Source organism: Bacillus sp. FSL K6-1005, from assembly GCF_038000225.1.
In the GTDB taxonomy this organism is placed as follows: domain Bacteria; phylum Bacillota; class Bacilli; order Bacillales; family Bacillaceae; genus Bacillus; species Bacillus mojavensis.
The window spans coordinates 2,439,606-2,465,584 of record NZ_JBBOBP010000001.1; the positions used below are offsets into that span (position 1 = coordinate 2,439,606).

The window sequence follows — 25,979 nt, forward strand, 5'->3', positions numbered from 1 at the left end:
CACGTGCTCGCTTTTTTAAATTCATAATTGTGAAAAAACACGGATTTTCGTTTTTTTCTGATATAATGCTTTCGTGCCCAAAAGCACAAAAGCATTAAAGAAAATGATGGGGTGTTGTTTTGGATTCTCAAAAAAAGCTGACGTTTCCGTTAGCCGTCGGTTTATTTATATTCATGTTAGGAGTCATTATCTCCTGCTTATTTTTTCTTCATACAGAACCGCATATCCCGCTGTTCCTATGCGTTGTCCTGCTTTCAGCAGCCGGTTTATGGTACGGTTTTTCCTGGAACAGCCTTGAAAAAGGAATTGTTAGCGGGATTAAAAACGGTGTACAGCCGATTATCGTTCTGGCGCTGATCGGTATCTTAATCGGCGCTTGGATGTACAGCGGCGCCATACCGTCCGTTACTGTTTATGCATTGTCCTTTATTGAACCGAGCCACCTTCTTTTGACTGCTTTGTTTTCCTGCATGATCATCAGCACACTTGTCGGCTCAAGCCTGACAACAGTAAGTACAATTGGCGTGGCACTGATCGGCGTGGCAAGCGCGGCAGGCGTTCCGCTCGAATGGACGGCAGGGGCAGTCATTTGCGGAGCCTGCTTTGGTGATAAAATGTCACCGATGTCGGATACAACAAATTTTGCTGCGGGTATAGGCGAAATATCGATCTTTGAACACATTCGCCACATGATGGGCACAACCATTCCCGCCTTGCTGATCACTGTTGTCCTTTTTTACTTTCTTGGTTTATCAGTCTCAGCGGACGCTGCTTCAACAGATGATATTGCACACGTTATTGCCGGAATAAAAGATGCGGCAAATGTCACACCGTGGGCGCTTCTTTCTCCGCTCTTAGTTGTTTTGCTGGCGATTAAGCGCGTGTCCGTTATTCCCGTTCTGACTGCCGGTATTATTTCCTCGGGAATTTTGACAGCCATTTTCGTTCCCGACAGCAGCATTCAGGCTTTTATGTCAGCCCTGCAAAATGGCACCATGTTCGAAACTGACAATGAGGCAGCCGCTAAAATCATCAACAGAGGCGGACTGCAATCCATGATGGGCTCAGTTTCTCTTATTATGATCGCTTTTGCACTCGGCGGTTTAATGGAGAAAATCGGCCTGATCTCCGCACTATTGGAGGGTGTGATGAAAGGAACCCGTTCAAAGGGCAGTCTCATTGCAGCAACTGTCTGCTCAAGTATCGGTGTCAATCTTGCAACAGGCGAACAGTACTTATCTATATTAATTCCAGGACAATCTTTTAAGTCTTTATATGACAAACAAAACATTCAGCGGAAGTTTTTATCAAGATCATTAGAGGACGGCGGAACCTTGATTAATCCATTGATCCCTTGGGGCGTCAGCGGGGCTTTTATGGCAACCGCGCTTGGTGTTCCCGTCATTGATTATATCCCATTTGCATTCTTCCTATATATATCCCCGATGATCTCGATTTTAGTTGGATATGTAAAAAAATAAAAAGAGCGCCGCTTGCAAAGCGGGCTCTTTTTTATCATTAAAATGATACGCGGGCTGCCTGCTGAATGCATTCTTGAAAAGCCGCCTGCAGCTGTTTTGTCACCGGTCCGGGCACTCCGCTTCCAACTGATTTTCCATCAAGCGTCACAACCGGAATAATTTCTGCCGTCGTGGAAGAAATAAAGATTTCGTCCGCCTGTCTCAGCTCTTCCTCAGTAACGGGCTTCTCATCAAGCTCTATGCCGTTCTTTACAATGAGATCCAAAATATTCTTTCGTGTAATCCCATTGAGAATCATTCGGTTAGCCGGATGCGTCCGCACCGTACCGTTTAAAACGGCATAAACATTAGAAGATGTACCTTCTGTAACAATTCCGTCTCTTATTAAAATGCCTTCAAATGCTCCCGCTTCATAAGCTTTCTGTTTTGCCATCACATTATACAGTAAATTCAGACTTTTAATATCGCATCTCAGCCAGCGAAGATCCTCATCCGTGATGGCAGAAACGCCATATGCCTGCTCCTGTTCCGGCTTTTTAACAGAAAATGTATAGACAGTCGTCTGCGGCTCAAGCCCCGCTTCATATTGGTGTTTTCGCGGAGCAACCCCTCTGGTGGTTTGAATGTAAACCGCTCCGTCGCTGACCGCATTTTCCTGCACAAGCTTTTGCAGGTCCCACTCTAAATCTTCTAAACTGAACGGCAGTGAAATTCCGATCTCAGCCGCGCTTCTGAATAAACGCTCCGCATGCTCGCGTAAGCCGAATAATATTCCTTTATACACCCTGATAACCTCGTAGATTCCGTCTCCAAACTGATAACCGCGATCTTCCACATCAATGGATGCCTCGTTCCGCTCCACCAGCTGGCCATTAACTAAAATCTTCATATAAGCCCTCCCTTTTTCGTATTTATCATGATGTCTAATCAAGCTGTCATTGTCACTCATTCTACCATATCAAACCAGCTGAAAAACAGAAAAATCAAGAGCTCGATAGCTGGGAAGGAGATTATTTTTTCCTTAAAATCTGACATTTCGACATTTTTTCTATGTTCTTTCCAGTTTTATTCCTGTATACTTGACTCGTAATACATAGGTTGTAAACAATGGCACCTTCAGAGCTGCCAATACAGCGGTATGTAGAGATTTTATGCCACTGGAGAGATTGATATGCGACAAACGAGAGGAGACGCTTCTCCTTCTGCAGTTTCGCTTGCTTTTAAATTTGCAAGTTTAGCAGTTTTATGTGTGCTGCTTTTGCTTATGGTGATTTTAGGTTATTCCAACAGCTCCTCGAAAGCAAAAGAAATCACTGTCACAACAAACAGCCAGCTTCGTGATGAGAAGGAAAGCCTGAAGCTGAAAGACGACTCCCCAGGCCTGCTGATAAAACATTTGCAGACCGAACAGAATATGGGAGACAAAACGGTTTACTTAACATTCGATGATGGCCCATCAGCCTATACAAACCGCTTGCTGGACGTACTGAAAAGCGCCGATGTAAAAGCGACATTTTTTATGCTGTCACCGCGAATGAATGAATTCAAACACGCGGTTAAAAGGGCCAAAAATGAAGGGCATGCACTCGGCTTACACGGAGTCACGCATAATAACAAATTGTTTTATCAAACGCCGACATCGCCGCTAAAAGAAATGCAGCAGGCGCGTGACACACTGGAAAGCATTACAGGCTATCGCACCGATCTCGTCAGAACGCCCTACGGGAGCAAGCCGTCTCTTACAGATTCACAAATTCGCAATCTAGAAAAAGACGGTTTTGTATACTGGGATTGGACGATTGACAGCATGGATTGGAAATACCGCAACTCAACATACGTAGCGGAAGTACTGCAGCAGCTTGACAATATGGAACACAGCCATTCAAATCGGCCGTATGTGATTCTCATGCACGATCTTCCTGCTACAGTAAACGCACTGCCGGTGCTCATCCATAAACTGAAAGAAAAGGGCTATTCCTTCGGTGTGTTAAAAGACACAATGGTTCCTGTTCACGAATAAAAAAGTGAGGCGCTTATCTGTGGCCTCACTTTTTTATGCCCAAGCTCCGGGCAAACTCTCCGATTTTTTGATGGATGACGAAATCAAACAAACTGTCGCAGTACGTCGGCTCCAGGTTAATAATAGCTTTATTAATGCCTGGAATCCGGCTTGCATCCTCAGGCACAAATCTGGCGGGAGCAACTTCAAGAGACGTGCCGATTACTAATAAAAGGTCGGCTTTATCCAGCTTTTCATAAAGCGTGTCAAAATGCAAAACGGCATCGCCAAACAGAACGACATCGGTTTTTAATACTGTTCCGCACACCTCACCGTCATGTCCGACCGCAGTACACTCCGGCACATCATGCTTCAGCAAATGAGGGAGATCATATCGGGCGCCGCATGAGAGACAGCTCGCTGTTTGGATAGAGCCATGCAATTCGTATACATGTCTGCTGCCGGCTTTTCTATGAAGGCCGTCAATGTTTTGTGTGAATATATCCACCTGTTTCCCTTGTTTCTCCAGTTCAGCCAAAAGCAAATGCCCTTCATTCGGTTCATAGCTCCCGCTCATCTTCATTTGAAACAATTCTTTGAACTTAGGCCAAAACAGACGCGGTTGGCTTAAAAAATAATCGAGGCTCATCGCCTCCATCCTTGAGGCATCCTCAGTCCAGATGCCGCCGGCTGAGCGGAAATCGGGTATGCCTGATTCTGTGCTCATTCCCGCTCCGGTCAGCACGACAATTCGCTGTGCTTCATTCAGCATGTTTCTGAATGCTTCCAATTCAACACCGCCTTACAGTCATGTTTTCTCTTATTTTACCATAAAAAAGACTTCGCCTCTTTGCAGACGAAGTCTTTCTTTTTTATGCCCGTTCCTTTTCCTCTTTATTTAGATTCACTTGAAACGGATCGTTTTGGTGCTTTTGCTTTACAACAACCATTTGGCCGGGATATGCAAACTCGACACCCTCTGCGCCAAGGATTTCAATGATTTTATAGTTGATGTCCTCTCTAATATCGAGGTTTTCAGCCCAAACCGTTGTTTTTGTATAGAAGTTGAAAAATAAATTGTAATAGCTGTCGGCAAACGTATCAAAATTGACCATGATCGTTTCATTATGAACGCCCTCATGCTCCAAGAGCATTGTTCTGAGAGAACGAATAGAGCGTTCAAGGTTCTCAATCGGCGTAGCGTAGGATACATGAATGGAAAACGTAATCTGGCGCTTGGTCATTCTCGTCCAGTTCGTGATGGCTTCCATCGACAGCGTGGAATTTGGCACCGTTACTAGCGCACCCTGCGCTGTTCTGAATCTTGTGCTTCTGAAGGTAATATCCTCTACAGATCCCGTCACTGTTGCCGTTTCCACCCAATCACCGATTGTAAACGGTTTTTCAGTGATAATGATGATCCCGCCAAAGAAATTGCTGATCGTGTCTTTCGCAGCTAGCGCAAAAGCCAATCCGCCAAGCCCAAGACCAGCCACAAACCCATTGACGTCATAATTAAATTCCTGGGCGATCACGCTCACACTGAGCGCTATAATGACAAAACGGAGCAGTTTAGACAAAAACGGCGCCAGAATGTCATCCATATCCAGTTCGAAGCGCTGATTCACTTTATGAAAAATAAAAGATGATGTAGCAGTCAAATTACAAAGCCCCCAGCACAACAGCGCTACAATCAGCGAGCGATATATTTTGCTGATCAGCGGCATCTGCTCATCTAAAAACGGTGAATAACGGATCGCCAAAAACAGCCCTAAGGCAACAAAAAACCATCTGGCAGGCTTATCGAATGCCACAACCACCTGTTTAAAAATTTCAGTTTTCGGTTTGTTTGTCATATTAAAAAGCAAATTAAAGAGATATCTTGTAAACAATTTTCTTAGTATAAGAAACAACAGCAAAATTGCCAAACTGATGCCGGTTTGAATGATTTTATCAAGCGTGAAATATTGCTGCAGATAATCTAGCATGGCAGTCTCCCCTCTATCCCAATCGAATGTTTATTATACTAAAACATTCGGCAAAATGCTCCTCTAAATGTCTTTATAACATACAAAACCCCGGCGGAGCGCCGGGGCAATTTCTCATTTTAACCATTCAGCCAGATTCAATAGGGACAGTCACTTACTTTTTTTCGTTTGTGTCTGATCAAGGAGAGTTGCTTTTTGCATTTCAACATCTGTTTCGGCCTTAATTCTTTCCTCCACTCTGATTCTCCCTTTTCCCATGATCTCGCCTCCTTTTTTGCTATTATAAAGTAACAGAATATTTTGTGAATATGTCGAAAGCACTATTTTTCTGTAGAAGTATGCTTGGATACGATGGGTGTTCCTATTTCAGTTATACGTTGCGGTCAGCCTGGACTATTCAACTATGACAGAAAAAAATCACAAGTTGGTATCGCGGCGCATATATGGATTTGATACAATAACAGAAATGCCCATATGAGGAGCTGACAAGCTTGTACACCATTGCCCACCGCGGAGCATCCGGCTACGCTCCCGAAAATACAATTGCTGCATTTGATCTCGCGGCAGAAATGAATGCAGATATGATTGAGCTGGATGTCCAGCTTACAAAAGACAGGCAGATTGTCGTTATACACGATGACAGAGTGGACCGGACAACAAACGGCTCAGGCTTTGTTAAGGATTTTACACTGAAGGAGCTGCAGGCACTTGATGCAGGAAGCTGGTACGGCCCCGCTTTTCAAGGAGAAAAAATCCCAACTCTGGAGGCGGTGCTCAAGCGCTACCACAAAAAAATCGGCCTTTTAATTGAACTAAAGGGTCACCCTTCGCAAATCGGGATTGAAGAAGAAGTGGGACAGCTGTTAGGACAATTTTCTTTTTCTATTAACAATATTGTTCAATCCTTTGGTTTCCGTTCCATCCAAAGGTTCCGCGAGCTTTATCCATCGATTCCGACAGCCGTTATTACAAGACCGAATTTTGGCATGCTGTCCAGAAATCAGTTGAAAGCCTGCAAAGCTTTCGCAAATTATGTCAATATCAAATACACACGTCTCAATCGTCTCATGATCGCTTCCGCCCATAAAAATGGATTAAAAGTGTTTGCATGGACAGTAAAGCATCAGAAAACAGCAGCCAAACTGCAGGCCATGGGCGTCGATGGGATTGTCACAGACTACCCGGACTACGTATTAAAGGATGGAAAACATGAATAAATATAGTGCTGTTTTTATTGGAGGCGCCCTTGGCGCTTGTCTCCGATACGGATGTAACATCGGCATAAACAATAATATATTCCCGGCTGCAACTTGGCTGGAGAACGCGGCAGGCAGCCTTCTTTTAGGCATTCTGACCGGTTTTTTTATGATTAGGGCGAAACGGCCTTTGCTATCGGCTTTTTTAGGCACCGGTTTTTGCGGAGGCTTTACAACCATGTCAACGTTTTCTAAGGAAACGGTCATGCTGTTGCAATCGCATTCGTCATTAGCTGTTTTGTATATGGCGGTCTCATTCATATCAGGAATCGGGCTTGCGCTCTTCGGCGTTTTGGCAGGACGGCGAATAGCCCAATTTCAAATCGGAAAGGAGCGGAAGCAATGATGACACTGGCTGGTATTTTCGCAGCGGGAGGACTCGGTGCTGTGCTGCGTTTTTGGCTTGGCAACATCATAACATCTAAAACGCAAAGCCTTCGTTTTCCAGTCGGCATATTGACCGTTAATATACTGGGTGCCCTCGGTCTTGGGCTTTTTACAGGGCTTCATGTGACAAATTCATCTGCAGCACTCATCATCGGCACCGGCTTTTTTGGCGCCTTTACCACATTTTCCACTTTCAGCGTTGAAAGTGTTCAGCTCTTGCTGGCCAAGCGTGTAAAGGAAAGCATCCTATACATCGGTGTAACGCTTTGCGGGTCCCTTTTGGCATTTTGGTGCGGCTGGATGCTGCTGACATAAAAAAACCTTGAGCTTATTTCTCGCTCAAGGTTGCACTGTTCAGCATGACTGGCTCGGGCATCGGCAGCGTATGGTGGGCCGTAATCCCGGATGTCTGGCTGATTTCTTCTTTTATATCTATTTGCTTAATCAAACGGCCATCCATCTTCAGCACCTTTATTGTATATGATCCGATGCGAATGGATTCGCCAGTCTCAATATCAATGTTTTCTTTCAATATCAGCCCGCCAATGGTGTCCACGTCTTCTTGAATCGACGCGCCGAGAAGGCTGTTCACCTGATCCATGCGAACCTTTCCATCCATAACATAATGGCGGTCGCCAAGCTTTTGAATCAGCGGCTGTTCGTCTTCATCAAATTCATCTCTGATCTCGCCGACAATTTCTTCAAGAATGTCCTCTGTCGTGACAAGTCCCGAGGTTCCGCCATATTCATCCGACAAAATCGCCATATGAATGCGTTCACGCTGCATTTTAATCAGCAGATCATGAACCGGAATTGTTTCAATGACTTCGATCACTGGCCGCACATACGGATGGATCGTCATTTTCATTCTTTCCTCTTCTGTCATAAACAGCAAGTCAGAAAACAAATGCTTCGTATTGACCAAGCCGATGACACTGTCTTTGTCCCCATCTGTGACAGGCCAGCGGGTGTATTTTTCTTTCAGCATAACCTCCAGCATCTCAGCCATTGTCATATCCGTTGATACAGCGGCCATTTCCTTCCGCGGTATCATAATTTCTTTGGCAATGCGGTTATCAAATTCAAAAATCTTATTCACATATTTATATTCAGACGGATTAATCTCTCCGTTTTTTAAACTCTCAGACAACAGCATTCTGAGTTCTTCTTCAGAATGAGAACCCTCATGTTCTGACGCCGGCTTTAAACCAAACATGCCGCATAAAAGCCGCGCCGATCCATTCAGGATCCAAATAAACGGAAACAGAAGCAAATAGAATAGTCGCAACGGACCCGCTATCAGCAAGGTTAGCTGTTCAGCCTTTTGAATCGCGACCGTTTTCGGGGCCAGTTCACCTACAACAACATGCAGAAATGTAATCAAGCCGTACGCGACCGCAAAAGAGACTGCATGAGAAACCGATTCCGGCAGGCCGAGCGGTTCAAACAATGGATGCAGCAGCCGTTCAAATGCCGGCTCCCCCAGCACGCCGAGTCCAATTGATGTCACTGTAATGCCCAGCTGGGATGCAGATAAATATTCATCCAAATCTGTAATGACACGCTTTGCGAGTATCGCCCGTTTGTTTCCTTCTGTTATAAGCTGATCAATTTTGGATCTCCTTACTCTAACAATCGCAAACTCACTTGCGACGAAAAATGCAGTTAAAGCAATGAGCACACCAATTAAAATCAGACTGTCAATATCGTCCATTTAACCTTATCCCCTCATTAAAGGATAAGGAGTCACCTCCTGATATAATCATTTTTCCTTAACATTGAGGTACGCGGTGTATTGTTGCCTAAGCAGAGGGCCCCATCATACCACCTCCAAGTCAAAGTTTGATTATAAATTGTATATTTTATTGTAACACAACTCATTCCAAAAATGATTTTAAATTTTTAGACTTCTATCATAGGACAGCCTATTGATTCATCCGGCCAGCAGGTTCTTGATATCCGTGCATAGCCTTTCAAGACGATGCTAAGATTATTGGGCAAGGTGCTGTTCACTGAAATATCGGACATATATCTGTTTTTCAAGCTGAAGCTCGTACGGCTCATTCGCTCGTATCTGCTTCGGCGACGTGCATAGGATAAGATCATGACGTGTGCTTTTAAATGCTTACTAGATGTGTCTGGTCACACAACACAGGCAAGGGCCAGGAATGGGCTCGACCAGTTTGCGTTATAAACGGTTTCTATCTTCAGGCCGGCTCTGCTGTTATGGTTGAATTTGGCGATTTATTCGAGGGAGAGACAGGAATTGAAAAACGGGCCAAAGCCTGGGGTATACGGCAAATAAAAAAAGATAACAGCCTCGGGATCGCTGTTATCTTTTTGTGCGAGATGGCTTATAAAAAATCTTTATATAAGGCGATAAAGATGTCGCGTGATTGTTTGATTTGCTCCAGCGGCACACTGAAGGATAAACGGAAGTGCCCTTTCATCCCAAAACCGCTGCTCGGCACAATTAACAATTTATACTTTTGCGCTGCATGCACACAAAATGCAACTTCATCTTCAATTGGCGACTTCGGAAAAACGAAGAAACCGCCTTTTGGCATTTCAAATTCAAAGCCGGCTTCCTTTAAAATGTCAACCATGACATCTCTGCGTTCTTTATAAGCGCTTGCGTCTATTCTTAAATCATCCATTCTCGCCACAGCCCGCTGCATCATGACAGGTGCATTTACAAACCCAAGTGTTCGATTGCAGTACACAAAAGCATTTATCAAAAGGTCGGCATCCGGCATGCTGCTGTCTAAGCCGATATAACCGAGCCGCTCCCCTGCTATGCCGAGGTCCTTACTGAATGAACTCGCCAAAATGACACGATGATACGATTGAAACGGATTTGCCAGCACTTCATCATAAATCAGCTGACTGTACGGCTCATCAAACAGTACATAGATGGTTTGGCCGTTTGTCTCTTCAATCTCTTTTAACAGAGCGCCTAGATCATCTATATTTTTCTGGCTGAGTACGGTTCCCGTCGGGTTATGAGGTGTATTCAGAATGAGTCCTATCGTCTGCGGGGTAATCGCCTGCCTTACCGCTTCAATGTCAATCTCGAACCGGGCTGTCAGCGGGCAGCTGACAGCCTTCCCCCCATAGTTCTCAATATACAATTTATATTCTGCAAAATAAGGAGCGAGAATGATGACCTCTTCTCCCGGATTTAATATACTTTTTAGCGCCACATTCAATGCGCCGCCCGCACCTACTGTCATGACAACACGCTCAGCTGAAAACTCGGCAGCAAAGCGGCCGGCCAGAAATTGCGCGACTTTTTCTCTAGCTTCAGGAAGGCCCTGATTTTGTATGTATCCGTGATTTCCTTTTTCAGCTTCTTCTATTAATGCTCTCGTAAAGGCTTCAGGCGGTTCAACGACCGGGTTGCCGATTGAGAAATCAAACACCTGGTCATTTCCGAACTCTTTCTTCAGTCTCGCTCCTTCATCGAACAGCTTTCGAATCCACGATCCTTTATTTAGGTTCTCTTCAATTTCCCGCGATAAACCAGCCAATCTCATCTGTCCCTTCTGCACATATAAATAAATTGAACATTCTATCTATCTATGTTACTTCAACCAGAATTCGGATGCCACTTTTTCCATATCCGGCTTCCCGAAAAAACAATAAACTTGTGTAAGGCACCCTTCATATATTAAACTATTCTCATAACTATAACGTGATGGTTGGGAGGGATTTAGATGGGGCTGAGACTTATCGTATCAGTGAACTAGCGGCACTTGCCGGAGTAACGAAACGAACAGTTGATTATTATACGAATCTTGGTCTGCTGACGCCGGCCAGATCCTGTTCAAATTATCGTTACTACGATGAAAACGCACTTAAACGACTCATATTTATTGTAGATTGCAAGCAGCAGCGATTGGCCCTGTCCGATATTAAAGATCGACTGGAGAACCAGTTTCCCTCTTCAGCCATAGATCATGATGAAATTGGAAATCTGGCATCTGAAATTGATTATATGAATCAAAACATCTCCGGGATCTTGCATCGGTTTGAACGGCTGAAGCCTGAGGATCGTGACGAGCTGAAAAGCAAACTTACGCCCGAAAAGCTCGCCGTGTTCCAATCATTTATGCTGCTGTTAAGTTAAAACCATTTTACTAACAGGAGGTGTTACCTTCATTCTCATTGTAGAGTGAAGGTTCTAATTGGACATAGTGAATTTGATTTTAGTCGCTGTTTTAATTGCCCTGACGGCATTTTTCGTAGCATCTGAGTTTGCCATTATCAGAATCAGAGGCTCACGGATTGATCAGCTGATCGCGGAAGGAAATAAAGCAGCAATTGCCGCAAAAAGAGTGACCACGCATCTTGATGAGTATCTATCTGCGTGTCAGCTTGGAATTACATTGACTTCCATTGGATTAGGGGTTTTAGGGGAATCAACGATTGAAAGGCTTGTTCATCCGCTTTTCGTACAATTGGACGTACCAAGTTCCCTTTCACATATCATATCGTTTATTTTGGCGTATGCCATTATCACGTTCCTGCACGTTGTTGTCGGAGAACTTGCACCTAAGACAGTTGCCATCCAAAAGGCGGAAGCAGTGTCTATGCTGTTTGCGAAACCGCTGATTTGGTTTTACCGCATCATGTTCCCGTTCATCTGGCTTTTGAACAATTCCGCACGGTTATTGACAAAAGCTTTTGGCCTGGAGACCGTATCAGAAAACGAATTGGCTCACTCTGAAGAAGAGCTAAGAATCATTCTGTCGGAAAGCTATAAAAGCGGTGAAATTAACCAGTCAGAGTTTAAATATGTGAATAAAATCTTTGAATTTGACGACAGGCTCGCGAAAGAAATTATGATCCCGCGGACCGAGATTGTCAGCCTTCCGCACGATATTAAGATTTCTGAAATGATGGAAATCATTCAAATTGAAAAATATACCCGCTACCCAGTAGAAGAGGGCGATAAAGATAATATTATCGGGGTTATTAATATTAAAGAAGTGCTGACGGCCTGCATCAGCGGCGAGGTTTCTGTTGATTCCACCATTTCTCAATTCGTGAATCCGATCATTCATGTGATTGAATCTGCGCCGATCCATGATTTGCTTGTCAAAATGCAAAAAGAAAGAGTCCACATGGCAATCCTGTCAGATGAATACGGCGGAACTGCCGGACTGGTGACGGTAGAGGACATTATTGAAGAGATCGTTGGCGAAATCCGCGATGAGTTTGATATTGATGAGATCAGCGAAATCCGCAAGATCGGCGAAGGCCATTACATGCTGGACGGTAAAGTCTTAATCGACCAAGTGAACGATCTGCTCGGCATTCATTTAGAGAATGAAGAAGTCGATACGATCGGCGGCTGGTTCCTTACTCAGAAATACGATGTGGAAAAGAACGATTCTATTATCGAAGAAGGCTGTGAATTTATTATTAATGAAATTGACGGCCACCACGTCGCTTATATTGAAGTGAAAAAGCTCGCAGCAGAAGAGCTGATAGAAGTTGGAGAGTCGCAAGAAGCATAATTTTGAAAAAGACACCTTTTATTGAGGTGTCTTTTTTATTCTGGTTCGTTTTTGACATTGTCATACCTCTCTTCTGAAAACTGCTGCTAATAAATCGGTCATCCGCGGGAACTCTAAAAAGGTGCAATTGCGATAAAAACGAATATTTCCGGCATCATTATAGAAAGGAGCGAAAACATGAAAGTTGTCGTAACTGGAGCAGCAGGTAAAATCGGACGCTGGGCTGTAAGAACGTTATTAGAGGCCGGCCATGATGTGACAGCATCAGACAGAGTATTAAAAGAAGAGTCCGCATCGAAAACATTTATTCAAGCAGATTTACGGGATTACGGCCAGGTATGTCAGCTAATCATGGGCTGCGACGCTGTGGTTCATCTTGGGAATATCCCTACAGATGTCAGGAATACCTCCCAGGCGATATTTGAAAATAATATGCTTGTTAATTTTAATATCCTGGAAGCCTGTAAAGATTTTAAAATCCGTAAGCTTGTGTGGGCTTCAAGTGAAACGGTGCTGGGATATCCATTTGTGCCGGACGAGCTCAGTTACCTTCCCGTAGACGAGGAGCATCCAACGATCGTAAAGTCATCTTATGCGATGGCAAAACGGCTGACCGAAATCCTCTCAGATATGTATTCAAAGCTGATCAATACACAAATTGTCACTCTCCGCTTTGCGAATATATATGAGCCTGATGAGTACGAAAAAATCCCAGGCATGCACTGGAACGAGCAGCAAAAGGATATTCAAAAGAAAAATGCATGGGCGTATTGTGATGTCAGGGATGCTGCACATGCTTGCCTTCTAGCACTCGAAAAAAACAATCTCGGAAATGACGTCTTCCATATTACTGCACCCGATACCATCATGAAAGAGCCTAGTGAAGACTTAGTAAAACGATTTTTCCCCGATGTATCTTTAAAGAGAGATATAAAAGGATATGAAACGCTGATGGCAATCGATAAAGCTAAAAAGGTTCTTGGCTATGAACCGCGTTATACATGGCGCTCTGTATTAAATAATGACGGCTCTCTTAAAGCACTGCCAGAGGATCAGCTCTCATTATCAAAAATATAAACACCACAAAAAAAAGCAGCAGGTGATCATCGGACTCCTGCTGCTTTTTTTATATCATAATCATCTAAATTGATATCCAAATCCATTCTAAGGGCCAGCTTCGCCAACTGCTCCCCCATATAGGGGCCCATTGTTAAACCAGACGATCCAAGACCGTTTGCCACTATCACCCCATCCCAGCCGGGAAGAGATCCGATCACCGGCACATCACCTGGTGTAAAGGGGCGTAAACCGACTCTTGCCTCTTGAAAGGTGCTGTTCGCTAAGCCGGGAGCCATTTCTAATCCCTTGTTTAGAAGTTCCTGCAGCCCGCCAGCCGTTATCCTTACATCACGTCCGCCTATCTCATCTTCACGTGTCGCGCCGATAGCTATTCTATTGTCATGATAAGCTAAAAGATACTCTTTAGAGGGCGGCATCACAGCAGGCCAGCTGTCCATATGATTTACATTCGGCACCTGCACATACACAATTTGCGCTTTTTGCGCACTTACTTTGAATTGAATGCCTAAAGGCGCTAACAATTGGTCTGCCCAAACACCGGCACAAACAATAACCTCATCAGAAGAATAGATTTCATTACCGACAGTTACGCCTGTGACACGATTCGAATGATGTCGAAGCGCAGCATCACCTTTTAAAATGACTGCGCCGTTTCTTTGAGCAGATCTCAATAATGTATCTCGCAGCACTTCTCCATCAACACGGGCGGCTCCGCTTATATGAACAGAATGGTACCGTTCAGCAAGCAGAGGAAACAAATCTGCGGTTTGGTTTTCATGAAGAAAGGATATCTCACCGATTTCCAAGGCAGCTTGTTTACGCTCCCGCACACGTTTTTCGATCGTTTCGATCTTTTCTTTCTCGTGATGAATACTAAGAGCACCGACTTGAGCATAACCAATGTCCGTCTCGCCTTCTTTTCTAAGTTCTTCTATGAACCGAGGATAAAAGCGCGCTCCGTCCTTTGCCAGCCGGTACCAAGCCTGATCACGACGAGGAGACAGCCATGGACAGATAATGCCTTTCGCTGCATGGGTGGCCTGGCCCTTATCTTTCCGATCTATAACCAGAACCTCTGCACCCATTTTGGCTAGCTGATATGCTGTTGATGCTCCCAAAATTCCAGCCCCGACTATTATCATTTTTTTCATGAACCATAACCTTTCCCAATGATCAATTCCTCATTTAGTATAGCTAATGGCCCAGGAAATTATAAACAATCGGGATATTGGCGAGTGCAATGACTGATGAATTACAGTTGTTCCAGCTTCTTTTCAAGCTCTTTAATGCTGTGATTCAAAGCCTCTGTCATAGCCGCCAGCCTTTCCTTAGACGGAAGGTGGGCAAAATCAGCCTGCTGCAAAGGTTTCCCGATAATCAGCTTCATTTTTCCTTTTTTGAACAACGCCTTTCCGCTTGAAGGTCCTTTATAAGCAGCCGGAACAAGGGGTGCTTTCCCCATTTGCGCAATTGTCACTGCGCCTCTCTTCAAAGGCACATCCTCAGAAGTTCTTGTTCCGCTTGGGAAGATTCCGACAATCTCTCCTTCTTTCAGCAGCTTAATCGGCGTTTTAATGCTGCTTGGGCCAGGATTTTCCCGGTCTACCGGAAAGGCATGAATTTTCTTCAAAAACGAACCGATCCATTTATTTTGAAAAAGCTCTTTTTTCGCCATGTAGTGTATTTGATAAGGAAGAATCCCGACTCCGAGTGTGATCACATCAACCCAGCCAGAGTGTGTACACGCGATGACAAAACCTGAATCGGCCGGAAGGTTTTCTTTGTTGTATACCTTCACTCCTCCGCGAAGAGAAAGAATAACTTTTAAAGCATTTGCACAAAACTTATACATATCGCACTTCCTTTGTCGTAATCAATGATTCTTTCTGTTACTTATTATAACAACATTTTTTATTACCTGGTACTAATTTTTAAGATTTCTCTTTTCTTAACGTCAAAAAGCTGAGGAATCATCCTCAGCTTTTTGTTATATACCCCTCTCTTGTCGGAGGCGCCATAAATTCCGGTCCAACCGGGTTTGATATCGTATTTTTCAAAATGGTATTAATGTCTTTTTTATCTTCATTGCTCAGCGTCCAGCCGGTAATTTCTGATACCGCCTCTATTTGTTGAGGTTGTCTTGCCCCCCAAAGGGCGATTCCCGCTCCCGGCTGGTCTAAAATCCATCTCACGGCCAGATGCATCACAGATTTTCCATAACGTGTCTTCGCCAAGTCTTCTAATTGATTGACTGCAGAAAGATATTCTTTAAATCTCGGCTTCTGAAATTTCGGATCGTGATTTCGAAGATCGTCTCCCTCAAACGAATGATCTTCTGTCATTTTTCCCGTTAACAGCCCTCTGCATAAACTGCCGTATAATAGTGTTGTCATCTGTTTGTCTTTCGCATACGGGAGCACATTCTCTTCAATGTCCCTTTCAAACAGATTGTAAGGAGGCTGGATTGTATGAAGCGGAGCAACGGCCCGAAACGTATCCATTTGTTCAACCGAGAAATTACTGACGCCGATCGCGCGGATTTTCCCGGCATCATATAATTCTTTCATCACTTCTGCCGTTTCCTCTATCGGCACAAGCGGATCTGGCCAATGCACCTGATATAGATCGATATAATCTGTCTGCAGCCGTTGCAGGGAATCCTCGACTTCCTGTATAATTCTCGCTCTGTTAGCATGGCGGAACAGCTGAGTGTTTTTCCAATCCAGCGCCGTTTTAGTGGCAATAACAACCTGATCTCTTGCCCCATGCTGCTTGATCGCCTTCCCGACAATTTCTTCGGACTGCCCGAAGCCATATGCCGGCGCGGTGTCAATCAGTGTGATCCCCTTATCAAGAGCGGCGCGGATGGTTTCGATCGATGTTTTTTCATCAGTGCCTCCCCACATGGTTCCGCCGATCGCCCATGTGCCGAGTCCAATTCGGGAGACTTTTATTCCTGTGTCTGAGATACTGGTATATTCCATTGTGCCACTCCTTCACTTTTTCACTATGTTTTCCCTGATGGAAAAAATGTTAAACATTTCTCACCTCTATCTTTCAGGGCGAATTTTTTGTACTATAGAGTAATGGTGTTTGATTACGTATTAAAAAGCCGTTTGCATGTAATGTGCAACTTTAAACCTTTCTTATGCGTGTATAACATAGAGGGGAGAAAAGGCAGTGACGATCGATGAAATTTACCAAATGTACATGAATGATGTTTACAGGTTCCTGCTCTCCATGACAAAAGACAAGCATCTTGCCGAAGACTTGCTGCAGGAAACCTTTATGCGGGCATACATACACATTCACTCCTATGATCACAGCAAAGTAAAGCCCTGGCTTTTTCAAGTGGCGCGGAACGCCTTCATTGATTACGTCAGAAAGCATAAGAAAGAAGTCACCATTTCAGATGATTTGATTGGAAGCCTCTTTCAAACTGCTGTTCAGAGCCCTGCCCACCAGGTAGAGATAAAGGAAGTGCTGACTGGTTATATGTCCGAGCTCCCCGATAACTATCGGGAGGCGTTAACACTATATTATTTAAAAGAATTAAATTACAAAGAAGCATCCCATATTATGAATATTTCAGAGGCGAATTTTAAAAGTGTTTTGTTTCGTGCCAGACAGCGGCTGAAAGCACTTTATAATAGAGGTGTTAATGATGAATGAAGAATTTAAAAAGCGTTTTGATCAATATAAAAACGGTGAAATGAGCGATCAGGAAATGACCGCGTTTGAAGAGGAACTTGAGAAGCTCGAAGTGTATCAGGAACTGATTGATAGTGAGCTGCCAGACGATCATGATTGGGATGTCGACATCAGTCCTGAAAAACAAAAAGCCATTCTGGCCTACGGCAAACGGAAGTCTTATTTGCGTATTTCCGCTCTTGCCGTCATATCGACATTAATGATTTTGCCGCTATGTACGCTGGGAAGCTACCTCTACTACGGAATGGGAGGAAAACACAGCACCGGCAATGAATTTATGGAAACTGCCGCAGTCACTGTAGCCCTGACTATGCCAAATGTTCTTGTCGATACTTCTGGACTGAAGAGCCAGGTGAAGCTGTTTGGCATGAATACAGAATTCCCGCTGCAAAAACAGATTGGCACGAAAACAGCTGCCGTGGGGAATGAACGGGTGGAAATGTTTTATGACAGAGTGAAAGCGCCGGTCGTCAACTACTATGACTTAGAAATCCATAAAGGCGGCCATTACTTTACACACCCATCAAGCGGATCTGAACAAACAACCGCAAAAGCGGAAAAAACATTAAAAGCTTTGCCTGAAGGGACTGTTTCCGAGGTCTACCTTTCTTATGACCGGGCATATCCGACAAAAGAAGTGTATAAAAAATTCAGAGGTTATGATGTAAGCTTTTTGTGGAACGCGATTGAAACAGAGAACAATACAAAGGATACCGCTTACGCAGAGCCGCTTGGCTATCCAGGGAAAGACTCAAAGTTCCTGGCTGCGCTTAATACAAAAGGGAAGTCAAACGGTGACCAATTTATCGATGCTTTAACTTACATATCGAAGCACGAAAAATGGGCGCAGGTCATTTCAAAACGAAAAGACTTAAAAGTAGATTCCCGCTTGGATTATGTAGAGAAAAATGGTGTTAATGTATACGGCTCTGTCGTTACAGGACCGACCAAGGAAATCCAGCGCATGCTGAAAAACAAATCAGTAAAATCAGCAAATGTCGGCGAGGTGGAATTATGGAATTGGTAAGAATTTTTAAAGAACATAATGTATTTGGCTGGATATCTGTCGGGACAGCGATTCTGTCTTTGCTCTTGCTTAATTTGGCGATTATCAGCAATGTGACCTCTTATTCTTATCAAATGCTGCCGTTTGCCATGGCCGCCGTTCCGTTTGGCATTATTGAGCTATTCATTAAAAGAGGACGCACGGGTCCCGGCCTGCTCGGCGTTGTCCTTAATCTCTTTGTGATTATCTGTGTGTATACTATTGTGTCTGTGGATACCAACTTACAGTTTGGCTTTTAGAAAAAAGACGCCGTTTCAGGCGTCTTTTTTTATGACAGCTGTTTTCTGAATAAATAGCTTTCAATCGTAAATCCCATTTTATCCGTATAAAATCTGTGGGCGTCTTTGCGCTGAAGACCTGATGAAAGACTGACAGAACTGTAGCCTGCATCTCTTGCCCAGTTTGCCGCATAATCCAAAAGAAGTTTGCCGTACCCCTTAGACCTGTAAGGCCCGCTTGTGACAAGATCCGCTATCCATACGTACTCTCCTTGATGAAGCGAAACCCTTGGCAGCGCGCCGCACAGTGCCCTGATCGCTTTATCCTCATATAAGGCAAACAGCATATACGACTCTTTTTGGACACAGCGCTCCAGCCTATGTAAATACGTCTCTTCATCCAGCTCTGTTCTTAATTCGTGCATCACCGGATATGCATCCATCCACTCTTCTCTAGTCGTTAATTGTTTGATATGAAGCATCTTATCAATCCCCTCTCCATTCGTTACAATGATGATATCCGATTTATGGCATTCGCCAAATAGCCAAAACCAGAAAAAATGACCACGCCAGATGCAAGGAGAGATAAAATGGATATCACGCCGTTTCTGGACAAAACAAGCAAAACACCTCTGTATGAACAGCTTTACACCTATTTCAAACAAGAAATGTCACATGCCAGAATCACCAAAGGAATGAGGCTTCCGTCAAAACGCAGGCTCTCCGGCTTGCTCGGTGTCAGCACGGCAACGGTAGAACGCGCCTACGAGCAATTAACCGCTGAAGGATATGTCAAAAGCAAGCCTAAAATCGGCTGGTTTGCAGCAGACATTGAACCTGAGTTTCCGAATGCTCCAATACCATATCAACCTCCTCCGCAGCCGATCACTCATAAAGAAGTAGAATCTGTTATTAACTTTCATCAAGGAAATGTCGATCTGGTCCACTTTCCCTTTAACGCGTGGCGAAAAAGCATGGTGAAAAGTCTGGATCGGTATTCTGAACAATTTCACATCTCAGGCGATCCTCAAGGAGAACCTGCACTCAGAGAAATGATAGCCCGATTTGTCAGACTGTCACGCGGTGTCAATTGTGACCCCAGCCAAATTATCATTGGAGCAGGCACTACCGTCCTTCTGCAAATTCTTTGCCTTACGCTTCAGCCGGGAACAAAAATCGGTTTTGAAGAACCGGGATTTCACCGTTCAAGACGAATGTTTGAGGCCAATCACATGAACGTGATTCCCATTTGCACAGATGAAGAAGGAGTCCTGCCGGCTAGCCTTAAACACGAGAGCCCGCATCTCGTCTATACGACTCCCTCACATCAATTCCCGCTCGGGACCATAATGACGATCGCCCGAAGACAGGAGCTGTTGTCTTGGGCAAAAGAGGCAAATTCATTTATTATTGAGGATGATTATGATGGAGAATTTCGCTACAGCGGGCAGCCCATTCCATCGCTGCAAGGCCTTGACCCGAATGGCAGGGTCATTTATCTCGGCACTTTTTCAAAATCATTGCTCCCTTCCTTGCGGATCAGCTATATGATTCTTCCTGCTGCACTTATTGAACCCGTAAGAAAAAATACGCTTTTGATGAAACAGACGGTCTCTTCCCATAATCAATTGGCACTGGCAGATTTCATTGAAAACGGCGAATGGCAAAAGCATTTGAACAGGATGAGATCCTTATATCGAAAAAAACACGCTGTTCTGCTCGAAGCGATACGAACTGAGCTGGGAGACAGCGTGGAGGTTCTCGGAAAAAACTCGGGACTCCATATCCTCCTTCGGCTTATGTTTTCAGCCAGTGAGGATGAAGCGATAAAAGCCGCTGCCAAAAACAGAGTGAATGTCTATCCGGTTTCTCCATCGTACAAGAGCCAGCCGCCGTTTGTTTCTATCTTAATCGGTTATGGAGGGCTTTCTGAAGAGGACATCCGGCTCGGTATCAAAAAGCTGAAAACCGCTTGGGAACCGCTGATGAAATCATAATAAACAAAAAAACAGGCCCCCAGCGGAGCCTGTTTTTCTAAAAGGATATAATCCCGATTAAATTTAAGAACACGATAATAATAGCCAGCGGCACAACGAAACGGAGCAAATAAAACCATATATAAAAGAATGCTTTTCCGGGATGTGATCCTTGTCTCATCTCTGCCCATAGGTCCTGTTTCGATATTTTCAGCGGAATGAAAATAGAAATTAACAGGGCGCCTAACGGCAGCAGAACATTGCTGACGGTAAAATCGACAACGTCAAAAAACGTCTTATCAAATATGCGCACATCGCTCAGCACGCCATAGGATAAGCAAGATGGGATACCGACTAAGAAGATCAAAAACCCGCTGGTCCATGACAGCTTTTTCCTCTTCGTTTCGTCCCCTTTGCCGATAATGGCTACAATCATTTCCACCATCGAAAAGGCAGAGGTCAGTGCGGCAAATAAAAATGCGACTAGAAAGCCGATGAAAAACAGGATACCGAACGGAAGCTGTTCAAAAACGGCCGGAAGCACTGTAAACAGCAAAGTCGGACCTTCATTCGGCTCCAATCCGAAGGAGAAAACGGCAGGAAAAATAGCCAAACCTGCCAAAAGTGTCACAATGATATTCATAACGACAATGGACGCTGCAGAACGCGGGATATTTTGCGTTTTCGGCAGATAGGAGCTGTAGGTCACCATGACCGAAACCCCCAGTGTTAACGTAAAGAAAGCCTGTCCCAGCGCAAACAAAACAGACTCCGGGGTCAAATCGCCGAAATGGGGCACAAGCAAAAATTTCACGCCTTCCATCGCATGATCCAGCGTGAGCGACCGAAGAACAAGCAGGACAAACAATATAAACAAAATCGGCATCATCACCGCGCTTACGCGTTCAATCCCTTTTTGAACCCCTCTGGCGACAACCAGCACAGTCAGTACCATAAAGATAAGCTGAGCCGCGAGCGTCTGCACAGGGTTTTGAATAACAGAGCCAAAAAGTGCACCGTACTGCTCCTGGGTGAGACCGGACAGTGAACCCGATGCTGTTTTCACTATATATAGTAAAATCCATCCTCCGATAACACTGTAAAACGATAAAACTAAGAAACAAGCCGCTACACCGACCCATCCTGTGAGAAACCAAGCTGTTCGCGGCGCTTCTTTTTTATATGCATCAATGGCATTCGTTTGGTTCCGTCTTCCAAAGATAAATTCTCCCACTAAAAGCGGATAGCCCAAGAGAATGGTAAATAGCACAAAAATAAGGAAAAAGGCGCCTCCTCCATTCGTCCCCGCTACATAAGGGAACTTCCAAATCGCGCCTAAGCCGATGGCTGATCCAGCGGCAGCCATGACGAAACCGATTTTTGAAGCCCATTGGACTGGTTTTTGCTCAGACAATGATGTCACTTCCTTTCCAGCCTATATTATCTCTTATTTTCATGCTGATTTCTATAAATTCATTTGATGAGAATAGAAAAGAGAGCGGCCAGTGTAAGCCGCTCCCTTCTTTGAGAGTTATTGATTTAATTTTGAATGCTTTCTTGAATATAAGAAATAGATCGCCATGCCAATTAACAGCCATACAAGGAAGCGGACAATCGTCACCCAGCCGAGATTTAAAATTAAGAACAGGCAGAATAGAATTGCTAAGCCCGGGATAACCGGAACCCCCGGACATTTAAAGGCTCTCGGAAGATCAGGCTGTTTCTTTCTCAATACAATAACCGCGACAGAAATCAGCACAAACGCTGAAAGCGTTCCGATGTTTACCAGCTTGGCAAGCTCATCAAGCGGAACAAGTGAACCGAGGAGCGCCGACATTATGCCGAAAAACCAAGTCGCAACATAAGGAGTTTTATGCTTCGGATGAACCTTAGAAAGCGATCCCGGAACCAGGCCGTCACGAGACATAGCAAACATAACACGTGTCTGTCCATAAAGCATCACAAGCATAACTGTTGTCATTCCCAAAACCGCACCGATATCAATAATGCCTGCCACCCAGTTTTGCCCCGCGCTTTGAAGAACGAGAGAAACCGGATGATCGACGCCTTCAAACTGGGCAAATGGAACAACCCCTGTCATGATGGCTGATACAGTAACATATAAAATGGTACAAACCAATAATGAGAAAATAATTCCTTTCGGCAGATCCTTCCCAGGGTTTTTCGTCTCTTCCGCGGCAGAGGATACAGCGTCAAATCCGATAAAAGCAAAGAAAACGAGTGCCGCTGCACTGAATACGCCGCCAAAGCCCATTGGCATAAACGGCTGCCAGTTATCCGGCTTCACGTAAACAGCTGCCACCGCAATAAACAAGAGAACGACCAGTACTTTTAAAATCACCATAATGTTGTTGACTCTTTTAGATTCTCTGATGCCTAAATAAAGCAAATACGTAATGGCAAGAACAATGACAAATGCAGGCAGATTAAAAATGGTAAAGGTTCCTTTTACAGCCCCCGGAGCAGCCGTTAAGGCCACCGGAAGATGAATGCCAAGCCCGGACAAAAATGATTGAAAATACCCAGACCACCCGACTGAAACGGCACTTACCGCCAGCATATACTCTAAAATTAAATCCCACCCGATAATGAAGGCCAAAAGTTCTCCCATTGTAGCATAAGTAAATGTATACACCGAACCTGAGACAGGCACACTTGAAGCAAATTCAGCGTAAGACAATGCAGCGAATAAACAAGCCAGCGCTGCGACAACAAATGAAACGGTCAGTCCGGGTCCGGCAGTAACTGCCCCTGTCCCCGTCAGTACAAATATCCCAGTACCTATAATGGCCCCAATCCCAAGCAATGTTAAGTCAAATGCCCCTAATTCTCTTTTTAAAGATTTTTCACCTTTTGTTGCAGCGATTAAATCCTGAATACTTTTCTTCCTAAATACGCTTCCTTTCATTCCCCTTCAACTCCTAGCTGATGATTTCTTTATATTTTATTTGAATTTTCTGAATTCATGAGCAACAATGACCGTTTTTCTTTTTTTCTACTATATTTGTACTGCTGATGAATCATTCCTTTCTCCTACTCAATATTATATATAAAAATCTAAAAATGAAAACTAAATTTTTAAAAAATTCGACAAATTTCTGCACTGGCCTATTTTCATGCACAAAAAAACCAGCCATTCTGCTGGTTTTTTGTACATTATGTTGAAATAAAACGGCCGCCATTCACGTGAATCGTCTGTCCCGTCATATAGGAAGATTCATCAGATGCAAGCAAAACGTATACACCTGCATGCTCTATCGGCTGTCCCGGTCTGCCCATCGGCGTATCAAGTCCATGCTGTTTCACTTTTTCTTCCGGGAATGTCGCCGGGATCAGCGGTGTCCAAATCGGGCCGGGCGCCACCGCATTTACTCTGATGCCTTTATCCACAAGAGATTTGCTCATTGATCGTGTAAAGGAGACAATTGCACCCTTTGTACTGGAATAATCAATTAATGCGGTATCTCCTTCATAAGCGGTAATCGATGTCGTATTAATGATTGCGCTCCCTTCTTTCAAGTGAGGCAACGCTTTCTTTGTCATATGAAACATGGCAAAAATGTTCGTGCGGAAGGTCTTTTCAAGCTGTTCTGTTGAAATATCAAGAATACTGTCCTGCGGGTGCTGTTCAGCAGCGTTGTTAACCAAAATATCCAGCTTTCCAAAATGGTCTACGGTTTGCTGTACAGCCTGTTCACAATGCTTCTCATCTCCGATATCCCCAGGAATCAGCAGGCAGCGGACGTTTTCCTGTTCAACTTGTTTTCGCGTTTCCTCTGCGTCAGAATGTTCGTCCAGATAAAGAATGGAGACGTCTGCCCCTTCTTTTGCATACGCAATTGCTGCCGCTCTCCCGATTCCGCTGTCGCCTCCTGTAATGATCGCGACTTTTCCTTTCAGTTTTCCGCTTCCTTTATAATCACGGTCTTCTGTTAAAGGAAAAGGATTCATTTCAGACTCAATCCCCGGCTGTCGGTCCTGCCGCTGCGGTTCTTGTCCTTCTGTTTGTCTGTCCATTGGGTTCATATTGATCACTCCTAGACATGATGATATTGAATGTTTACCACATCACAGAAGCGAATAAACTGCAAAATATGTTATGAAAGTACTTCTTCAGGAATAGCCCCTGTATATTTAGCTGACGGACGGAAAATCACGTTGTTTTCTGCTTGCTCCAGCACATGTGCGCACCAGCCTACCATTCGGCTTGCTGAAAACGTCGGTGTAAACAAGTCATCATCAAAATCAATCGCCTTCATGACAGCAGCTGCATAAAATTCAACGTTTGTGTACAGCTTGCGGCCCGGTTTGTAGATGTCCAGCAAACGAATCGCTTCTGCCTCCACATGCAGCGCCAGATCCAAATCACGGTCATCGCCTGCAACCTCTTCAGCTTTCTGCCTCAAAGCTTCTGCCCGCGGATCTTTCGTCTTATACACGCGGTGCCCAAATCCCATCAGGCGTTCTCCTTTTTCAAGCTTTGCTGTCAAATACGCTGCAGCATTCGCTTTTTCTCCAATGTCTTCAAGCATTTTTGTTACAGCAGAAGGAGCCCCTCCATGAAGCGGGCCTTTCATCGTGCCAAGCGCCGCGGTAATGGCCGATACCAAATCACTCTCTGTAGACAAAGTAACCCGTGCCGAAAAAGTTGATGCGTTCATGCCATGCTCCATGGCCAGAATCATATATGTTTCAAGCGCTTTCTTTTTTGCTTCTGAAGGCTGTTCACCTGTGAGCATATAATAATAGTTTTCAACATGTCCGTACTGGGAAGATGGCTCAATGGCTTGCTCGCCGCGCACCCAGCGTTTTCTGTAAGCGATAATAGACGGCGTGATGGCAATCAGCCGAATCGCTTCTTCTATTTTTGGATAAAACGTGTACGTATTTTCCCCTAATGCTGAAACAACCGTTCTCAGCACCGACATGTCGTCCATGTTATTAGGCAGCGACTGAATCAAACTTTCAATGCGGTCAGGCAGGTTTCGCTCCGCGATCAGCTTTTCTTCAAATATCCGTAATTCATCTGATGCCGGCAGTTTTCCAAATAAAATCAAGTAAGCGGCTTCTTCAAAGCTGTGTTGCAGCGCGATGTCTTTTGCATGATGCCCTCTGTAGATAAGGCGCCCTTTTTCGCCGTCAATATGGCTGATTGATGTGTCCACACATGTAATTCCCTTTAATCCGTAATGTACCATTTGTATTCCCCCTATCCTTTTCTGTTATTATAGTAAATATAATATTTAAAAAATATTGAATATTTTAAAGGGAATT

The 25,979-nt window shown here is 44.3% G+C and carries 26 protein-coding genes; 12 read left to right on the forward strand and 14 right to left on the reverse strand.

Features of this window, described 5'->3' with window-relative positions; translation table 11 throughout:
- Positions 1–119: 119 nt before the first annotated feature.
- The gene (gene nhaC, locus NST16_RS12860) at positions 120–1,481 is read left to right on the forward strand and encodes a Na+/H+ antiporter NhaC (RefSeq protein ID WP_340887115.1); all 1,362 of its coding nucleotides are present in this window, start codon (positions 120–122) and stop codon (positions 1,479–1,481) included.
- A 37-nt stretch (positions 1,482–1,518) separates the two neighbouring features.
- Here nhaC and dat read toward each other — a convergent pair whose 3' ends face one another.
- Positions 1,519–2,370, reverse strand: coding sequence for a D-amino-acid transaminase (gene dat, locus NST16_RS12865; protein ID WP_340887118.1), 852 nt, complete (start codon positions 2,368–2,370; stop codon positions 1,519–1,521).
- Positions 2,371–2,652: 282 nt separating this feature from the next.
- Between dat and NST16_RS12870 the strand changes: the two genes are divergently transcribed.
- Positions 2,653–3,501: a polysaccharide deacetylase family protein gene (locus tag NST16_RS12870; RefSeq protein WP_340887120.1), complete on the forward strand. Its 849-nt coding sequence runs from the start codon at positions 2,653–2,655 to the stop codon at positions 3,499–3,501.
- A gap of 25 nt (positions 3,502–3,526) precedes the next feature.
- Here the strand turns inward: NST16_RS12870 and NST16_RS12875 are convergent, their stop codons facing one another.
- From NST16_RS12875 to NST16_RS12885, 3 genes are all read right to left on the reverse strand, one after another.
- On the reverse strand, positions 3,527–4,270 hold the full coding sequence (locus NST16_RS12875) for an NAD-dependent protein deacylase (RefSeq protein WP_268446626.1): 744 nt from the start codon (positions 4,268–4,270) through the stop codon (positions 3,527–3,529).
- Between the two features lie 82 nt (positions 4,271–4,352).
- Positions 4,353–5,468: a small-conductance mechanosensitive channel protein MscY gene (gene mscY / locus NST16_RS12880; RefSeq protein WP_010333561.1), complete on the reverse strand. Its 1,116-nt coding sequence runs from the start codon at positions 5,466–5,468 to the stop codon at positions 4,353–4,355.
- Between the two features lie 150 nt (positions 5,469–5,618).
- Positions 5,619–5,726, reverse strand: coding sequence for a YhdX family protein (locus NST16_RS12885; RefSeq protein WP_024120747.1), 108 nt, complete (start codon positions 5,724–5,726; stop codon positions 5,619–5,621).
- Between the two features lie 233 nt (positions 5,727–5,959).
- On the opposite strand from NST16_RS12885, the gene NST16_RS12890 reads away from it, so the two are divergent.
- From NST16_RS12890 to crcB, 3 genes are read left to right on the forward strand one after another with little or no spacing between them, the layout of a single operon-like run.
- Entirely contained in the window at positions 5,960–6,685 is a 726-nt protein-coding gene (locus tag NST16_RS12890; protein ID WP_326192519.1) for a glycerophosphodiester phosphodiesterase, read from the forward strand.
- The gene (locus NST16_RS12895) at positions 6,678–7,070 is read left to right on the forward strand and encodes a fluoride efflux transporter FluC (RefSeq protein ID WP_326217153.1); all 393 of its coding nucleotides are present in this window, start codon (positions 6,678–6,680) and stop codon (positions 7,068–7,070) included. The genes NST16_RS12890 and NST16_RS12895 overlap by 8 nt, the downstream gene beginning before the upstream one ends.
- Positions 7,070–7,426, forward strand: a complete 357-nt coding sequence (gene crcB, locus NST16_RS12900) for a fluoride efflux transporter CrcB (RefSeq protein ID WP_010333558.1) — start codon at positions 7,070–7,072, stop codon at positions 7,424–7,426. Before NST16_RS12895 ends, crcB begins: the two co-directional genes overlap by 1 nt.
- 13 nt (positions 7,427–7,439) lie before the next feature.
- Here crcB and NST16_RS12905 read toward each other — a convergent pair whose 3' ends face one another.
- Together NST16_RS12905 and NST16_RS12910 are read right to left on the reverse strand one after the other, a co-directional pair.
- Positions 7,440–8,825: a hemolysin family protein gene (locus NST16_RS12905; RefSeq protein WP_340887126.1), complete on the reverse strand. Its 1,386-nt coding sequence runs from the start codon at positions 8,823–8,825 to the stop codon at positions 7,440–7,442.
- 640 nt (positions 8,826–9,465) lie between these two features.
- The gene (locus NST16_RS12910; RefSeq protein ID WP_340887128.1) at positions 9,466–10,647 is read right to left on the reverse strand and encodes a pyridoxal phosphate-dependent aminotransferase; all 1,182 of its coding nucleotides are present in this window, start codon (positions 10,645–10,647) and stop codon (positions 9,466–9,468) included.
- A gap of 161 nt (positions 10,648–10,808) precedes the next feature.
- Here NST16_RS12910 and NST16_RS12915 point away from each other — a divergent pair, with 161 nt between their 5' ends.
- The 3 genes from NST16_RS12915 (at position 10,809) to NST16_RS12925 (ending at position 13,710) form a co-directional block, all read left to right on the forward strand.
- Positions 10,809–11,240 carry a MerR family transcriptional regulator gene (locus NST16_RS12915; RefSeq protein WP_010333555.1) on the forward strand — a complete coding sequence of 144 codons (432 nt, stop codon included), beginning with the start codon at positions 10,809–10,811 and terminating at the stop codon, positions 11,238–11,240.
- 58 nt (positions 11,241–11,298) lie between these two features.
- On the forward strand, positions 11,299–12,633 hold the full coding sequence (locus tag NST16_RS12920) for a hemolysin family protein (protein WP_010333554.1): 1,335 nt from the start codon (positions 11,299–11,301) through the stop codon (positions 12,631–12,633).
- Positions 12,634–12,810: 177 nt separating this feature from the next.
- Positions 12,811–13,710, forward strand: coding sequence for an NAD-dependent epimerase/dehydratase family protein (locus tag NST16_RS12925; RefSeq protein ID WP_010333553.1), 900 nt, complete (start codon positions 12,811–12,813; stop codon positions 13,708–13,710).
- 26 nt (positions 13,711–13,736) lie between these two features.
- On the opposite strand, the gene NST16_RS12930 is transcribed toward NST16_RS12925, so the two are convergent.
- The 3 genes from NST16_RS12930 to NST16_RS12940 all read right to left on the reverse strand — a co-directional run bounded on the left by NST16_RS12930 (position 13,737) and on the right by NST16_RS12940 (position 16,697).
- Complete coding sequence (locus NST16_RS12930; protein WP_340887131.1) at positions 13,737–14,864, reverse strand: NAD(P)/FAD-dependent oxidoreductase; 1,128 nt, start codon at positions 14,862–14,864, stop codon at positions 13,737–13,739.
- A 101-nt stretch (positions 14,865–14,965) separates the two neighbouring features.
- Positions 14,966–15,565: a 1-acylglycerol-3-phosphate O-acyltransferase gene (locus tag NST16_RS12935; protein ID WP_010333551.1), complete on the reverse strand. Its 600-nt coding sequence runs from the start codon at positions 15,563–15,565 to the stop codon at positions 14,966–14,968.
- 124 nt (positions 15,566–15,689) lie between these two features.
- A complete protein-coding gene (locus tag NST16_RS12940) occupies positions 15,690–16,697 on the reverse strand; it encodes an aldo/keto reductase (RefSeq protein WP_340887133.1) in 1,008 nt (335 codons plus the stop codon).
- 196 nt (positions 16,698–16,893) lie between these two features.
- Here NST16_RS12940 and sigM point away from each other — a divergent pair, with 196 nt between their 5' ends.
- Genes sigM through NST16_RS12955 form a run of 3 tightly spaced genes read left to right on the forward strand, consistent with a single transcriptional unit; the run spans position 16,894 to position 18,729 of the window.
- Complete coding sequence (gene sigM / locus NST16_RS12945) at positions 16,894–17,385, forward strand: RNA polymerase sigma factor SigM (RefSeq protein WP_024120735.1); 492 nt, start codon at positions 16,894–16,896, stop codon at positions 17,383–17,385.
- Entirely contained in the window at positions 17,375–18,451 is a 1,077-nt protein-coding gene (locus NST16_RS12950; RefSeq protein WP_268446618.1) for an anti-sigma factor, read from the forward strand. Before sigM ends, NST16_RS12950 begins: the two co-directional genes overlap by 11 nt.
- Entirely contained in the window at positions 18,439–18,729 is a 291-nt protein-coding gene (locus NST16_RS12955) for a hypothetical protein (RefSeq protein ID WP_010333547.1), read from the forward strand. The genes NST16_RS12950 and NST16_RS12955 overlap by 13 nt, the downstream gene beginning before the upstream one ends.
- A gap of 29 nt (positions 18,730–18,758) precedes the next feature.
- Here NST16_RS12955 and NST16_RS12960 read toward each other — a convergent pair whose 3' ends face one another.
- Positions 18,759–19,190, reverse strand: a complete 432-nt coding sequence (locus NST16_RS12960; protein ID WP_168747301.1) for a GNAT family N-acetyltransferase — start codon at positions 19,188–19,190, stop codon at positions 18,759–18,761.
- Positions 19,191–19,298: 108 nt separating this feature from the next.
- On the opposite strand from NST16_RS12960, the gene pdxR reads away from it, so the two are divergent.
- Positions 19,299–20,705, forward strand: coding sequence for a MocR-like pyridoxine biosynthesis transcription factor PdxR (gene pdxR, locus NST16_RS12965; RefSeq protein ID WP_340887134.1), 1,407 nt, complete (start codon positions 19,299–19,301; stop codon positions 20,703–20,705).
- Positions 20,706–20,742: 37 nt separating this feature from the next.
- Here pdxR and NST16_RS12970 read toward each other — a convergent pair whose 3' ends face one another.
- From NST16_RS12970 to citA, 4 genes are all read right to left on the reverse strand, one after another.
- Complete coding sequence (locus NST16_RS12970; RefSeq protein ID WP_010333544.1) at positions 20,743–22,098, reverse strand: sodium-dependent transporter; 1,356 nt, start codon at positions 22,096–22,098, stop codon at positions 20,743–20,745.
- 117 nt (positions 22,099–22,215) lie between these two features.
- Entirely contained in the window at positions 22,216–23,613 is a 1,398-nt protein-coding gene (bcaP, locus tag NST16_RS12975; RefSeq protein WP_340887135.1) for a branched-chain amino acid transporter BcaP, read from the reverse strand.
- Positions 23,614–23,861: 248 nt separating this feature from the next.
- Entirely contained in the window at positions 23,862–24,731 is an 870-nt protein-coding gene (locus tag NST16_RS12980; RefSeq protein WP_326217142.1) for an SDR family oxidoreductase, read from the reverse strand.
- A 71-nt stretch (positions 24,732–24,802) separates the two neighbouring features.
- Positions 24,803–25,903: a citrate synthase CitA gene (citA, locus tag NST16_RS12985; RefSeq protein WP_268504778.1), complete on the reverse strand. Its 1,101-nt coding sequence runs from the start codon at positions 25,901–25,903 to the stop codon at positions 24,803–24,805.
- Positions 25,904–25,979: the final 76 nt, after the last annotated feature.

Bases quoted from the DNA above. Each gene is read 5' to 3' on its own strand.
- NST16_RS12930 (WP_340887131.1), bottom strand. From the start codon at position 14,864: ATGAAAAAAATGATAATAGTCGGGGCTGGAATTTTGGGAGCATCAACA.
- crcB (WP_010333558.1), top strand. From the start codon at position 7,070: ATGACACTGGCTGGTATTTTCGCAGCGGGAGGACTCGGTGCTGTGCTG.
- NST16_RS12870 (WP_340887120.1), top strand. From the start codon at position 2,653: ATGCGACAAACGAGAGGAGACGCTTCTCCTTCTGCAGTTTCGCTTGCT.
- NST16_RS12925 (WP_010333553.1), top strand. From the start codon at position 12,811: ATGAAAGTTGTCGTAACTGGAGCAGCAGGTAAAATCGGACGCTGGGCT.
- NST16_RS12895 (WP_326217153.1), top strand. From the start codon at position 6,678: ATGAATAAATATAGTGCTGTTTTTATTGGAGGCGCCCTTGGCGCTTGT.
- bcaP (WP_340887135.1), bottom strand. From the start codon at position 23,613: ATGAAAGGAAGCGTATTTAGGAAGAAAAGTATTCAGGATTTAATCGCT.
- NST16_RS12910 (WP_340887128.1), bottom strand. From the start codon at position 10,647: ATGAGATTGGCTGGTTTATCGCGGGAAATTGAAGAGAACCTAAATAAA.
- NST16_RS12950 (WP_268446618.1), top strand. From the start codon at position 17,375: ATGATGAATGAAGAATTTAAAAAGCGTTTTGATCAATATAAAAACGGT.
- NST16_RS12980 (WP_326217142.1), bottom strand. From the start codon at position 24,731: ATGAACCCAATGGACAGACAAACAGAAGGACAAGAACCGCAGCGGCAG.
- citA (WP_268504778.1), bottom strand. From the start codon at position 25,903: ATGGTACATTACGGATTAAAGGGAATTACATGTGTGGACACATCAATC.
- dat (WP_340887118.1), bottom strand. From the start codon at position 2,370: ATGAAGATTTTAGTTAATGGCCAGCTGGTGGAGCGGAACGAGGCATCC.
- NST16_RS12940 (WP_340887133.1), bottom strand. From the start codon at position 16,697: ATGGAATATACCAGTATCTCAGACACAGGAATAAAAGTCTCCCGAATT.
- NST16_RS12935 (WP_010333551.1), bottom strand. From the start codon at position 15,565: ATGTATAAGTTTTGTGCAAATGCTTTAAAAGTTATTCTTTCTCTTCGC.
- pdxR (WP_340887134.1), top strand. From the start codon at position 19,299: ATGGATATCACGCCGTTTCTGGACAAAACAAGCAAAACACCTCTGTAT.
- NST16_RS12955 (WP_010333547.1), top strand. From the start codon at position 18,439: ATGGAATTGGTAAGAATTTTTAAAGAACATAATGTATTTGGCTGGATA.
- NST16_RS12915 (WP_010333555.1), top strand. From the start codon at position 10,809: ATGGTTGGGAGGGATTTAGATGGGGCTGAGACTTATCGTATCAGTGAA.
- mscY (WP_010333561.1), bottom strand. From the start codon at position 5,468: ATGCTAGATTATCTGCAGCAATATTTCACGCTTGATAAAATCATTCAA.
- NST16_RS12905 (WP_340887126.1), bottom strand. From the start codon at position 8,825: ATGGACGATATTGACAGTCTGATTTTAATTGGTGTGCTCATTGCTTTA.
- NST16_RS12885 (WP_024120747.1), bottom strand. From the start codon at position 5,726: ATGGGAAAAGGGAGAATCAGAGTGGAGGAAAGAATTAAGGCCGAAACA.
- NST16_RS12960 (WP_168747301.1), bottom strand. From the start codon at position 19,190: ATGCTTCATATCAAACAATTAACGACTAGAGAAGAGTGGATGGATGCA.